At 70.9% G+C, this 12,853-nt stretch carries 10 protein-coding genes; 4 read left to right on the forward strand and 6 right to left on the reverse strand.

Annotated features, from left to right (window positions below):
• Window positions 1–36: 36 nt before the first annotated feature.
• A complete protein-coding gene (locus tag ABTX18_RS02005) occupies window positions 37–495 on the forward strand; it encodes an ATP-binding protein (RefSeq protein ID WP_352120777.1) in 459 nt (152 codons plus the stop codon).
• A 29-nt stretch (window positions 496–524) separates the two neighbouring features.
• On the opposite strand, the gene ABTX18_RS02010 is transcribed toward ABTX18_RS02005, so the two are convergent.
• On the reverse strand, window positions 525–1,700 hold the full coding sequence (locus tag ABTX18_RS02010) for a PP2C family protein-serine/threonine phosphatase (protein ID WP_352120778.1): 1,176 nt from the start codon (window positions 1,698–1,700) through the stop codon (window positions 525–527).
• An 80-nt stretch (window positions 1,701–1,780) separates the two neighbouring features.
• Here ABTX18_RS02010 and ABTX18_RS02015 point away from each other — a divergent pair, with 80 nt between their 5' ends.
• Both ABTX18_RS02015 and ABTX18_RS02020 read left to right on the forward strand, forming a co-directional pair.
• Window positions 1,781–2,293: a MarR family winged helix-turn-helix transcriptional regulator gene (locus tag ABTX18_RS02015; RefSeq protein ID WP_352120779.1), complete on the forward strand. Its 513-nt coding sequence runs from the start codon at window positions 1,781–1,783 to the stop codon at window positions 2,291–2,293.
• 255 nt (window positions 2,294–2,548) lie between these two features.
• Window positions 2,549–2,881: an STAS domain-containing protein gene (locus tag ABTX18_RS02020; protein WP_352120780.1), complete on the forward strand. Its 333-nt coding sequence runs from the start codon at window positions 2,549–2,551 to the stop codon at window positions 2,879–2,881.
• A gap of 72 nt (window positions 2,882–2,953) precedes the next feature.
• On the opposite strand, the gene ABTX18_RS02025 is transcribed toward ABTX18_RS02020, so the two are convergent.
• The 4 genes from ABTX18_RS02025 to ABTX18_RS02040 all read right to left on the reverse strand — a co-directional run bounded on the left by ABTX18_RS02025 (window position 2,954) and on the right by ABTX18_RS02040 (window position 9,842).
• Window positions 2,954–5,305, reverse strand: a complete 2,352-nt coding sequence (locus tag ABTX18_RS02025) for a GH92 family glycosyl hydrolase (RefSeq protein ID WP_352120781.1) — start codon at window positions 5,303–5,305, stop codon at window positions 2,954–2,956.
• Window positions 5,306–5,432: 127 nt separating this feature from the next.
• Complete coding sequence (locus ABTX18_RS02030) at window positions 5,433–8,114, reverse strand: PA14 domain-containing protein (protein ID WP_503061079.1); 2,682 nt, start codon at window positions 8,112–8,114, stop codon at window positions 5,433–5,435.
• 151 nt (window positions 8,115–8,265) lie between these two features.
• Window positions 8,266–8,913 carry a GAP family protein gene (locus ABTX18_RS02035; RefSeq protein WP_352120783.1) on the reverse strand — a complete coding sequence of 216 codons (648 nt, stop codon included), beginning with the start codon at window positions 8,911–8,913 and terminating at the stop codon, window positions 8,266–8,268.
• A gap of 227 nt (window positions 8,914–9,140) precedes the next feature.
• Complete coding sequence (locus tag ABTX18_RS02040) at window positions 9,141–9,842, reverse strand: (2Fe-2S)-binding protein (protein WP_352120784.1); 702 nt, start codon at window positions 9,840–9,842, stop codon at window positions 9,141–9,143.
• Window positions 9,843–10,075: 233 nt separating this feature from the next.
• On the opposite strand from ABTX18_RS02040, the gene ABTX18_RS02045 reads away from it, so the two are divergent.
• A complete protein-coding gene (locus ABTX18_RS02045; RefSeq protein ID WP_352120785.1) occupies window positions 10,076–11,422 on the forward strand; it encodes a DMT family transporter in 1,347 nt (448 codons plus the stop codon).
• Here the strand turns inward: ABTX18_RS02045 and ABTX18_RS02050 are convergent.
• Window positions 11,392–12,738, reverse strand: coding sequence for a transglycosylase family protein (locus ABTX18_RS02050; RefSeq protein ID WP_352120786.1), 1,347 nt, complete (start codon window positions 12,736–12,738; stop codon window positions 11,392–11,394). The genes ABTX18_RS02045 and ABTX18_RS02050 overlap by 31 nt on opposite strands.
• Window positions 12,739–12,853 lie beyond the last annotated feature (115 nt).

Here is a 12,853-nt window from a genome sequence, read left to right on the forward strand (position 1 = left end):
CCCCACCGCCTCCCCGCCGCGCCCTGGCTGGAGCACATGAACGAACAGGCCATCTCCCGGCCCGACGACTCCCCTCGGAGTTGTCGTCCGCCCACGGAGACACTGCACAGCACCGAGGTGTTCGACGGCGAGCCCGGGTGCATTGCCCAGGCGCGCGCCCTGGCCGATCGGTTTCTCGCGCGGCTCGTCGCCGAGTGGATGGCCGTGCTCGGCCCGCACACCCGCAATGACCTGATGCTCGCCGTGAGCGAGCTGGTCACCAACGCCGACCGCTACAGCCACGGTCCCTACCTGCTGGAACTGGAGGGCAACGCCGAGCGCGTCAGCGTCACGGTGTACGACAGCAGCAGCGCGCTCCCGGTGTTCTACTCCCCCGACCCGAGCCGGCTCGGGGGGCACGGCATGGAGATCGTCGTGGCCCTCTGCGACCGTCTGACGGCCGAGCGGGTGCCGGTCGGCAAGCGCATCCGTGCCGAGTTCATGCTCAGTAGCTGATCAGACCGGGCAGCGCACGGGCCGTTGCGTCAGCCGTCACTCCTCTGTCTGCCGAACCAGTCGATGCAGACGACCAGCGCGTCATCGAGCGTGTCCGCGGCGCGGTGGTCCGCGAGTTCACGCAGGACGGCCCCCGGGACCGACGCGGCGGGCAGCAGCCGCGTCCCGAGGATCACCCTGGCCAGTCCGCGTTCCATGTACGCCTCGCCCTGGGGTGACACGGCGTCGTACACCCCGTCGCTGACGAGCAGCAGACGGTCACCCGGAAGCACCTGGAAGCTCTGGGCCACGTACTGCGACTCCTCGAACATGCCGAGCGGCAGCTGGGCGTCCAGTTCCACCCGGGCGACCGCGCCGCCCCGCAGCCGCCACAGCTGCGGGGAGCCCGCGTCCACCGCGCCGACCCGTCCGGTGGCGAGGTCGAAGCGGAGCAGCAGGGTCGATACATGGGCGTGGCCGCGGTGCTGCTCGTAGAGCGCCTGGTCGGCGAGGGCCGCCTGGTCCGCGATGCCGCTCCCCGCCCTCCTGGCGTTGCGCAACGCGTTCACGGCGAGGTTGGTGAGCAGGGAGGCCTGGATGCCCTCACCCCAGCCGTTGGTCACGGAGACGGTCAGCTGGTCGCCGTCCGCGGCCCAGTCGAAGTTGTCCCCGTGGATGGCGTAGGCGGGTTCCAACTGCGCGCCGATGGCGTACTCGGCCGCGGTGAGGGCCCGGGCGGGGAGCAGTTGCCACTGCATCTCGGCGGCGAGCGTGAGCCGGTTGACGCGACGGGCCCGCCGGTAGTGGTCGGTGTCCCGATCCGCCACAACGATCTCGCGGCCCAGGAAGTCGGCCACGTGGGCCAGTTCGTCAGTGGTCTGCGGGGTGACCGCATCGGCCGGAAGACGCACGCTGAGGATTCCCAGGCGCTCGCCGCGTACCGTCACGGGAAAGTGATGGTCGACCTGGCCGCCGTCACCGGCCGGCTCCTCGTGCGGCCGCTGGCTGCCGAAGGCCCGGCCCTGCGGGCTGTTGTGCACCGACAGAACGCGTTCCTGCTCCGGTGCGGCGCCGACCGGCTTGAGCACGGTCATCCCGTAGTCCGCCAGCAACAGCTCCACGGACCGGGCGTCGTACGCGGTGGCTAGTGCGTCGCGCACCGTCTCCACCAGTGCGTGCGGCGCGGCGGCGCGGATGGCTTGTTCGATCTCGATACGGGCGTTCACGGTCTTCCGCTCATTCTTCGTCGGGTGACAGGGACGGGGCCGGGCTGACAGGAGGACGCTCCGGATGACAGAGTGGATGGATGCCCCACCGCGCCGGCCTTCCTCACCACCTCGAGCGGGTTTCCGAGGACGTCTGCGCCGCCTCCGAACTGCTGGAGGTGCTGTGGGGGCGCGGCCAGGAGGCGGCGCCTCCCGGCACGGTCTCGCCCTCGCAGCTGCGGGCCCTGCTCGTGATCGAGCGGCAGGAGGGCAGCAACCTCCGCTCGCTCGGTGAGGCGCTCGGTTCGCGCGCCCCGTCGGTGAGCAGGCTCTGCGACCGGATGGAGGCCATGGGCCTCGTCCAGCGGGACCCGAGCGCGACGAGCCGCCGTGAGGTCGAGCTCAGGCTGACCGGGCGGGGCCGCGCCCTCCTCGAGGAGTGCCGGGCGATCCGCACGCGCGAGCTCTCCGCCGTACTGGAGCGTATGCAGCCGGCCGAGGTGGCGGCGCTCACCGAGGGGCTCGCCGCCTTCCGCTCGGCCGCGTCGCAGCGGCTCGCCGCCGGCCGGAGCCCGGCTGACCGGCTCCGCGACGACATCGCGGACAGCGCCTAGCATCATCCAGCCCTGCTTCCGCGTACCGGGGCACTCCTCGACGGGTGCGTACGTTGATCACCGGGGTACAGATTGTTGTCCCACGGAGAATGTTGTCAAATGGCAACTGTTACTTCTATCGTTGGCCGACACCCGCCGCGAGCAGGAACGGATCTGCGTCGGACCGTCCATATCAACCGGCGTTCTCGCTCTTCCCCCCGCTGTCCAGTGCATCACGAGGTGAAAGTGCTTCCATCCCCCAGCGCCGGCAAAGCCATGAGAATCGTCCCACGCCAGGACCGCGGAGCGTTGGTCCTCGCCGTGACAGGTGACCTCGACCTCGACAACGTCGCCCCCCTCGGCGGCGCGCTGGAGAGCGCGGCGCAGGACGGCGACGCACCAGTGGTCGTCGACCTCTCGGGGGTGAATTTCGCGGATTCGACGACGGTGAACGTTCTTCTTCAGGGCCAGACCCTGCTGGGCCCCCGGCTGCGGGTCGCCGCGCCGTCCCCCTTCGTGGAACGGCTGATCGGGGTACTGGGCCTCGACAGCGTCCTGCCGGTCTTCCCGACCGTCGCCGAGGCGATCGACTCGCCCCTGCCCGCCTGAGGCCAGAACACGCGAGCGCCCTTCCCCCCGTCGGAGTGGGGAAGGGCGCTCGCGTGGCGTGCGGTGTCCGCCTCAGCCCAGTGCGGGCGGAGCGTCCTCGGGCGAGGTGCCCCACGCCGACGGCTCGCTGCCCACCGTGAAGGAGAGCGAACGCGCCGAGCGGATGTCGTCCGTGGTGAGGTAGGTGCGCGACTGCCGCGCCCCGTCGAGCCGCGCCGACTGGATGTAGCGGTCGGTCTCCGAGGCCCCGGGGGCGCTCACCGTGAGCGAACCGCGCGGGTAGTACCGGCGGTCGAGCGTGATGTCGACGCGCTCGAAGGCGGGTGTGGACAGACCCCAGGTGTCGGTACCCGGCTGGACCGGGAAGACGCCGATCGAGGACAGCACCATCCAGGCGGACATGGTGCCGAGGTCGTCGTTGCCCGTCATGCCGGTCGGCCCGTTGGTGAAGAGCGTCAGCGCGGCGTGGACCACGTCGGTCGTCTTCCACGGCTGGCCGGTGGAGAGATAGGTGTACGGGGCGATGAGGTCGGGCTCGTTCTGCGGGTTGTACTTGTCGGCGTTGTAGTACGCGTACGGGCCGTTGACCCACACCTCGCGGGCCGTCTTCGCCGGGTCGGCGAGCAGCTTGTCGTAGGCGAAGAAGGAGTCCAGCCGCTCGTTGGCGGCGCCCTTGCCGCCGATCAGGTCGACCATGCCGGGGATGTCCTGCGGCACCATCCACTGGTACTGCCAGGACGTGCCCTCGTGGAAGCCCTCGCTCTGCGCCGGGTCGGCGGGGCCGGTGAAGGCGCCGGAGGCGTCGCGGGCGCGGAAGAAGCCGGTGGAGGGGTCGAAGATCTTCCGGTAGTTCTGGGCGCGGCTCTCGTAGCGCGCGGCGTCGGCGTCATGGCCGAGGTCGCGGGCCATCTCGGCGAGCATGCCGTCGGCCAGGGCGTACTCCAGGGTGGCGGAGGCACCGTGGTCGTAGTCGGAGTCGCCGGGCTTGGCGTGCGGACGGCCCTTGATGTACGGGGCGAAGCCGTCCTTCAGATACTCGGCGTTGGCCTCGCGGCCGACCGGGGCGGAGCCGGCGTCCGGCACCCCGTCGGCGTTCTTCTTGAGGGCGCGGTACGCCTCCTCCTCGTACCCCTTCAGCAGTCCCTGCTGGTAGGCGTTGGTGAGGAAGGGGGTGACGGGGTCGCCGGTCATGATGTTCGTCTCGACCGTGCCGTAGCCCCACTTGGGCAGCCAGCCGCTTTCGGCGTCGATCCGCAGGACGGATATCGCCATGTCGCGTGACTCGCGCGGGGCGAGCAGGGCCAGGAGCTGGGCCTGGGTGCGGTAGGTGTCCCAGAGCGACCAGTTCTGGTAGTAGGTGAAGCCGTCCGCCCGGTGCTTCTTCTGGTCCCAGCCGGTGTAGCGGCCGTCGGCGTCGCTGCCGACGTTGGGCGCGAGGAAGGATCGGTAGAGGGAGGAGTAGAAGGTGCGACGGAGTTCGTCGCTGCCGCCCTGGGCCTTCACGCCTTCGAGGCGGTTCTCCCAGGTGCGCTGCGCGGCGCGCTCGACGCGGTCGAAGGTGCGGCCGCCTTCCGCGCGGAGGTTGAGCGCGGCGCCCTTGGCGTCGACGTAGCTCAGGGCCGTGGTGGCCTCGACGGTGCGGTCCCCGGTGGTGTCGAAGCGCAGCCAGGCGCCGTTGCGGGCGTCGGTGGCCGAGGACTTCTTCGAGCCCTCGGTGACGGTGTCGCCGTTCCAGGTTCCGGACGTGGTGAACGGCCGGTCGAAGTGCGTGACCGTGTAGACCGTGTACGCCTTGGTGTCCTGGCAGAAGCCGCTGCCCCTGATCGCGGTCCACACGGTGCGGTTGTCGAGGATCTCGACCTCGGAGGAGAGCGTGCGGTGCAGTGACTGGCCCGCGTTGAGCAGGACGTTGGCCTTGTCGGTGGCGGGGAAGGTGTAGCGCTGGACACCGGTGCGTTGCGTCGCGGTCAGCTCCGCCTCGATGCCGGTCCTGAGCCGGACCTTGTAGTAGCCGGGGCTCGCCTTCTCGTCGTCGTGGCTGAACTCGGCCGCGTACTTGGTGTAGTCGGTCTCGGTGACGTCACCGGTGGTGGGCAGGGTCGGCAGGTCCCCGCCCAACCCGCAGCCGACGCCGGAGAGATGGACGGAGGAGAAGCCGCGGATGTGGTTCTCGCCGTAGTCGTAACCGGTGTTGTGACCGGTATCCGGGGAGAGCTGCACCATGCCGAAGGGCACGGAGGCGCCGGGGTAGGTGTTGCCCTCGTTCTGGGTGCCGATGAACGGGTTGACCAAGTCGGTCAGCCGGCCGTCGGTCCTGGGTGCGGCCTGGGCCGTGGCCCCGCCGGTGAGGACACCGCCCAGGAGCGCGGCGGCGGCGAGTGCGGCCGCCGGGCCGCGAAGTCGCGGCCGTGGGATCCGGTGCATGGAGATACTCCTTCGGACAACGTTGTCAGAGCGTGATCATTCTTGGTTCCCCGTTGATCTGCGTCAAGGGGTCGGACGGTGCTGTGGTCCGCCCCGCGCAGGGCCGGACCACAGCGGTGACGAAAGGTCAGACCGCAGGACAGCCCGCCACGGCGTCCTTCGAGGCGTCGCGGATCAGTGCCCGCTGCGCGTCGTGGACCCGCTTCACATCGGGCTTGACGACCCTGCGGTCGTAGGTGAGCAGGCCGTTCAACTCGCCTTCCACGTCGGAGATCTGCGTGTACACCGCGCCGTTGCCGCCCTTGCAGGCCAGCGCGTGCACCTCGTCGAGCTTGGTCAGGTAGTCGTCGGTGTAGGTGGCCGGGTCGACCGCGATGTAGGACTGCTGTACGGCCCAGGCATGGCCGGGCACCGCGAGTCCGAGTCCGCCGTACTCGCCGCTCATCAGGGCCCGCCGGCCGTCCGGCTCCGGCAGCGCGGGACTCGGGTAGCCGTGCTCGTCGATGATGTCCCCGGTGCCGCCGTCGACGCCGAGGTTTATCCCGGACATGCTGTTGATCAGGCGTGTCGGGTCCCAGGCCTTGGCCTGGTCGGCGATCCGGGCCTCGTCGTACTGGCCCCAGCCCTCGTTGAAGGTGACCCACATGACGACGGACGGGTGGCTCGAGTGTTCGTCGATCATCTCCTTCATCTCGTGCTCGTACTCGGCGCGCGCGGCGGCGGACGGGTTGACGGTGTTCATCGCCGGCATGTCCTGCCAGACCATCAGGCCCAGCTTGTCCGCCCAGTAGAACCAGCGGTCGGGCTCGACCTTGATGTGCTTGCGGACGGAGTTGAAGCCCAGCGCCTTGTGCATCTTCAGGTCGTACGCGAGTGCCTCGTCGGTCGGCGCGGTGTGCAGCCCGTCCGGCCAGAACCCCTGGTCGAGGGTGGCCATCATGAAGACCGGCTTGCCGTTGAGCATGGTGCGCGGGGTGCCGTTCACCTTCTCGACGGCGACGGACCGCATACCGAAGTAGCTGCCGACCCGGTCGGATCCGACCGTGACCTCGAGCCGGTAGAGGTGCGGATCGTCCGCGGACCACAGGTGCGGGTCGGGCACGGGCACCTTCAGGGCCGACCCGGTCCGCCCGGTGACCGTACCCACCTTGCGCCTGCCGTCGTACGCGGTCGCCGTGACCGGCACACCGTCCCGCACTCCGCGCACCTCGACGGCGACGCTCTCGCCCGCGACGTCCGGGGTGAGCTTCAGCGAGTCCGCGTGGTCGGCCGCGACCGGTTCCATCCAGACGGTCTGCCAGATACCGGAGGACGGTGTGTACCAGATGCCGCTCGGGTCCAGGCGCTGCTTGCCCATCGGCGGGTTCTCACCGTCCGCGGCGTCGGTCGGGTCGTAGACGCCGACGATCAGCTCCTGGATGCGGCCGGGCTTCAGCGCGTCGGTGACGTCCGCGCTGAACTTGTCGTAGCCGCCCCTGTGTTCGGTGACCTTGTGGCCGTTGACGTACACCTCGGACTGCCAGTCCACGGCGCCGAAGTTCAGCTGGAGCCGCTGGGCCGAGCCGACCTTCCAGTTCTTCGGGACGGTGAAGGTCCGGCGGTACCACATGCGGTCCTCGTGCCGTTCGATCCCGGAGAGCTGGGACTCGACCGGGTAGGGGACGAGGATCTTCTCGCCGAGCTTCCTGCCGACCGGCGGCTGCTCCCCCGCCTTCGCCGCGGCGAACTCCCAGGAGCCGTTGAGGTTCTGCCACTTGTCCCGGGTGAGCTGGGGGCGCGGGTACTCGGGCAGGGCGTTCTTCGGCCCCACCTCGTCGGCCCACTTCGTGCGGAGCTGATACGTGGAGCGGTTGAGGCCGCTGGACCAGAAGGCGCCGACCTGCTTGCCGTCCTCACCGGCCAGTGCGCCGTCCCCGTCGTAGCGGATGTCGGCCAGGCCCTTGGCGTCGCCGGCCTTGTTTCCGACGACCGGCTCCTTGAGGGCGACGGTCAGGCTGCGCGGGTCGGCCGGGTCCGCCTCGACAGCGCCGAGCGGCCACTCGGCGCCGCCGATCACGGCGTCCAGGTGGTTCACCAGACCCGCCGGAAGCGCGCCGAGCTTCTGCGCGAAGTCGAGCTTGAGCGTGCGTCCGTCGGCGAGCACGGTGGCGCCGATGGCGCCGTCGTAAGCGAAGTCGTCCGGCAGCCGGAACGCGGACTGGGGTACGGGCACCTTGGTGCCGCCCGGTTCGGTCCATCTGAGGTGCAGGTTGGAGCCTCCGAAGTGTTCGAAGTACTCCACTTTGAAGTCATAGGCGGTGCCGGCGGTCAGTTCGACCGGCTGGGAGGTCTGTTCCTTGTCCCAGTCGTCGACCCAGTGGTCGATGACCGGCTTCCCGTCGATCCAGAGACGGAAGCCGTTGTCGCCGATCATGGAGAACGTATGGGTGCCGGACTTCTCCGGCACGATCTTCCCGGTCCACCGGATGCTGGCGTCGTCGGCCTGTCCGGTGGCCGAGGTCAGCCGCGACTCCAGGGTCGGGAAGTCGATGGAGGGATCGAATCCGGTGGCCTTGAGCTCGTCGAAGTCGAAGGCTCCGGGGGCGGACTGTGTGTAGTACTCCCCCTTCAGCCCCCGCACTTCGGTGGAGTCTCCGGGGTCCTGGCCGACCGCCGACGCAGCGGGTACGGCGGTCAGTCCGGCGGCGCCCACGGCGGCTGCCAGGAACAGAATCAGTCTCTTGTCGATGCGCACGGAACCTCCTCCTGAGGAAGGGTGGCGGCTCGTCGCCACCCGATGTACAACGTTGGAAGGATTGACCGTTGGCATGACAGCACGCCGGATGCGGCGCTGTCCAGGTCCATGACAAGCCCCTGTGCGGAGCGGAGGAATTCCAAAAGAGCCCACGTCAGAGCCCTCGGCACGACGGCGCGCACCGGATCACCGCGCCGCCTTTCGGCGTGCGCGGCGGCGGTACGGATCACACGAGCTGGTAGATGCTCTTGGCCACCAGCCACACACCGACGAGCAGGGAGAGCGTGACGATCACCTGGTCCTGATGACTCTCGGTCCAGTCGCGCAGCGCACCGAGCTCGGCCCGTGCGCTCGCGGGCCGGAACGTCGCGTACAGCTCCATCGCGATCAGGCCGGAGGTCGCCAGCAGGCAGAAGACCAGCAGCGCCACGTACGAGCCGACCGAGGTCAGGTGCGCCTGGACGACGGTCGCGGCGCCTGCCGCGACCAGGCCCCAGGGCTGCAGAAGGACGCCCAGTCCCGCGGCGGTCCAGCCCGATGCGCTGTCCACCCTTCCCAGCCACTTGGGGGTCCGAGGCGGCCGGCGGGCGCTGCCCCGGCGCCGCTTCCGCTCCGCGTAGACCACCATCGCGATACCCAGCACCAGCTTGAGTGCCAGCGCGACCGTGGAAGGGGCGCTCCTGGGTGATGGTGGCTTGCCACCGGTCAGCAGAAGCACCGCGGCAAGCACCAGGACCAGGCAGCCGAGCCACGCCAGGATGAAGGCCAGCCCCTTGCGCACACCCCGGGGCGCGGAGAGCAGCAGGATGAACGCGCTGTTGTGCAGGGGTCCCGCGTTGATGGCCAGGCCGATGAGGACGAGGTCAAGAACCATCGGTGGTGCCGATCGACCTCGGGGTGCGGGCACGGAGCCCGGCACCGATGGTCCTCGCGGTGGACTGCTGCATGTCCGGGCTCCTCGGGACGGGGACGGGTGGGGCGGAGACGCACCGTTCTCCGTCGACTTCGTAACCCGTTCGCCGCTCCCCTGCCGCCGTACGTGCCGGACCACTCACGAGAGAAACCCGAAAGGCTCTGCCGTGCAAAGGCCCGGCGCCCGCCTCATCCTCCCGGCGGCCTGTGCGGGGCCCTGTCGAAGACGCAGTCACCGCACAGGCCGCCGCCAGGAACCCGGTAGTAGAGACAGCAGGTGCCTCTTCGGTAGCCCGGCCCGTGCGGGGCGCCCGTGTCGCGCAGATCCGGGTGGTCGAAGAGTTCGGCCGCCAGGGCCCGGGCGCGCGCGGCGACGTCCGGTCTGCCGTGGATGCGCGCCCAGGCGATCAGCTGCCGTACGGCTCCGGCCAGCGCGGATCCGGCGTTGCCCCACAGCAGCCGGGCCGGCACGGGTGTGTCCCGGCGGATCGCCTCGGCGAGCGGTGCGAGATGGCCGTACTGGACGACGTCCCGGATCAGGGCGGCCGAGCCCGCGAGCGTGGCTTCGTCCCCGGACCAGAGGTCGTGCGGGGCGGGCAGCCGCGGGTCCCAGTGGAGGTCCTCGGCCCGCAGGCCGGGGACACCGCCCGTCAGGGCCGCCGGTCCCAGGGCGATGGACCAGAGCCGCGCGGCGAGACCCAGATGCGCGACGGAGGCGGCGACGCGTCGTTCGGACGTCCCGAGCCGCTCGGCGACCGTGTCGATCCGGGCCGTGAGCGGTGCGCCCTCCCCGGCGTACAGACGGGCCAGCGCGAAGTGCCCGCCGTCCGGTACCGGGGCCGTCCGCAGCGCGAAGAAACCGCCCGGGCCGGTCGCGTCGTTCCCCTCCATCGGCTTGCCCCCTCCCGCTCCACCGGCCACCTGCTGTGATGCCTCGGGCACCGGCGGTGCCGCGGCTCGCGGTCCACCGTATCCGTGCGGGATGATCGTTCTGACGCCGGCCGCGGGGAGGACTACCGTCGGGAGGAGGACACTGGGAGCACTCCCGTACTACCAAAGCAGTAGGCCGAATCGCCGTCTCAGGGACGACGACGCGGCGGCTTTGAAGGGAGATCGTGGTGTACATGAGTTCCCTCGCGCTGTCCGTGCTGCTGTCACTGGTCTCCGCGGTCGCCTACGCGGCCGGGGCGATCGTGCAGGAGCGCGTGGCCACGGCCTCTGACGGCCGCTCCCTCGCACCGCTGCGCGACCGCGTCTGGTGGGCGGCGGTGGCGTTGAACGGCGTGGGCGCCGTCCTGCACGTGGTGGCGCTGGCGTACGGCCCGCTCAGCCTCGTTCAGCCGCTGGGCGCCCTGACCATCGTGTTCGCCCTCCCGATGGCCGCTCTCTTCGTGCGCCGCAAGGCCGGGGCCACCGCCTGGCGCGGGGCCGTCATGGCGACCGTGGGGCTCGCGGGGCTGCTGGCCCTGACCGGGAGTTCCGACGCTCATACCCTGGGTGGGCCGGAGCAGCTGATGCTCGCCATCGTGACGTTCGGCGCGGTGGCCGCGCTCATCCTGGTCGCGAAGGCCATGCGCCGGCCGGTGATGCGCAGTGTGGTCCTGGCCGGGGCGGCGGGTGTCGCCTTCGGCATCGCCTCGGTGTTCACGAAGACCGTGGCCATGCAGTGGACCTCGGGTTCGGTGGGCGCCGGCCTTCCCACACTGCTGGTGATCGCCGCGCTCGCGGGAGCCGGACTGCTGCTGTCCCAGGCCGCCTACCGCGGCGCGGGTCTGACGGCCCCGCTCGCCACGGTGACCGTGGTGAACCCGGTGGTGGCCGCGGCGGTCGGCATCACGCTGTTCGGTGAACAGTTCCGGCACGGCACCGCGGGCACGATGCTCGCCCTGGTCTGCGGGGCCGTGGCAGCCGGCGGACTGATCATGCTCACCACGGAACGGATGAGCGCGGAGCGCCGCGAGGTGCGGCAGGCCGAGGGCTGCGAGCCCTCACCGCCCGCTGTCCGTGCGGGCAGCACCGCGGGTGGCCCCACCGTCACCGCCCCTTCGGCGGTGTCCCTGCCCGCGGCGACCGCCGGCGAGGGCCCGGGGGATTTCACCGGGCCCGCCGGCTCGCCGGCCCCGGCGGGCGAAGCGGCCGGCCCGGCGGGGGCACCGGGCGACCCGGGTCTTCTCCCGCGGCCGGTCCGGTCGGCGACGGCGGCCGTGGTAACCCCGCCGGAGCCCGTGGTGCCGAGGCCTCCGGTGACGGCCGCCGAAACGTTTCCCGTGCCTGCGCCGCTGCCCGCGCGAAGGTCGCTGGAGCGCCGGGTGGGTCAGTCCGGGTTCGGACCGGACCCGGAGCCGCTGGACGGCGGGGGGCTCGGCGGCGCCGGGCGCAGGAACGCGTCCTGCGCGGGGTCCGCCGCCTCCGCCGTCGCGGCCGGTGACCGTCCCGGCGTTCAGACCCTGACGCCGCCCGCCCTGAGGTAGGCCAGCGGGTCGACGTCGGAGCCGTAGTCGGGGCCCGTCCGGATCTCGAAGTGCAGGTGCGGCCCCGTGACGTTGCCGGTGGAGCCGGAGCGGGCTATGCGCTGCCCCCCGCCGACGTGCTGACCGGAGCGCACCAGGAGCGACGACAGGTGCGCGTACTGGCTGTACTTGCCGTCGCCGTGCCGGATGACGATCTGGTAGCCGTACGCCCCGCCCCAGCCCGCCGAGACGACCGTGCCGGACCGCACCGCCTTCACCGAAGTGCCGGTGGGCACGGGGAAGTCGACGCCCGTGTGGTAGCCGCTGGACCAGGAACCCGCCTGGTGGTACGGGGTGCCGATGCCGGCCGCCACCGGGGCGGTGAGCCCGGAGTGCTTCTCCGCCCGCTCGGTCCTGGGGGTCTGCGTCTTGTGGCTTTCGGTCTTCTTGGGCTTGGGCTTCGCCTGCTGGGTGTGCTGCGTCTGCTTGGGGTGCTCCGTCGGCCTGGGCTTCGCCTTCGAGGGCTGGGCCGTCCGGCTGCGCTCCGCCTGCGCCGTCTTCTTCGGTGCGGGCGCCGCCTGCTGCCTCGCTGTCCGCTCCGGCGAGGCATCCGCCTTCGGAGCAGTGCGGGTGCCCGTCCTCGGGGTGCCCGCCAGGTCGAGGCTCAGGCGCTGGCCGGGAAAGATCAGGTCCGGGTCGTCACCGACGACCTTGCGGTTCGCCGAGTAGAGCCGCTGCCAGCCGGCTTCCAGGCGCCGGTCGGCCGCGATCCCGGAGAGCGAATCCCCGCGCGCCACGGTGTACGAGTCGCGCTTGCCCGGCACGGTGGTCGGCGTGGCGGGCGCCGAGGCCGTCTTCGTCTCGGCCCTTGCCTGCGTGGAGGTCCGGTGATCGGCCTGCTTCGGTGTCGCGACCGCTTCGGTCCGCTCGGTCTGCGTGCTGATGTCGGGGCCGTCACCGCCCCGCGTCAGGCCCGCCTTCCCGGAACAGACAGGCCACGCGCCGGGGCCCTGCCCGTCGAGGACCTTCTCGGCGATGGCGATCTGCTCGTCCCTGGTGGCCAGGTCCGCACGCGGCGCGTAGACCGTGCCGCCGTACGCCGCCCAGGTCGACCGGGTGAACTGAAGCCCGCCGAAGTACCCGTTGCCCGTGTTGATGTGCCAGTTGCTGGTGGATTCGCACGCGGCGACCTTGTCCCAGACATCACCTGACGCCGCGCCTGCGGAAGCCGCGGTGATGAGCGGCAGGGCAATGCCCGCGCCGCCCGCCGTGACCGCGAGCGAGGCACGGTTGATCCGGCTCGGCTGGTATCTGCGGTGCCGTCCGTTCGCGGCCATGACTTGGCTCCCCCACTGGCAATAGGACACGTCGCAAGCGGTCAACTTATGGGCAGACAGCGGGTGATGACAAGAGCACAGCGAGTTCCGGCCACCTCGTGGCCGGGTGCCTCCG

It is taken from the genome of Streptomyces sp. NPDC096323, from assembly GCF_040302845.1.
Taxonomy (GTDB): Bacteria; Actinomycetota; Actinomycetes; order Streptomycetales; family Streptomycetaceae; genus Streptomyces.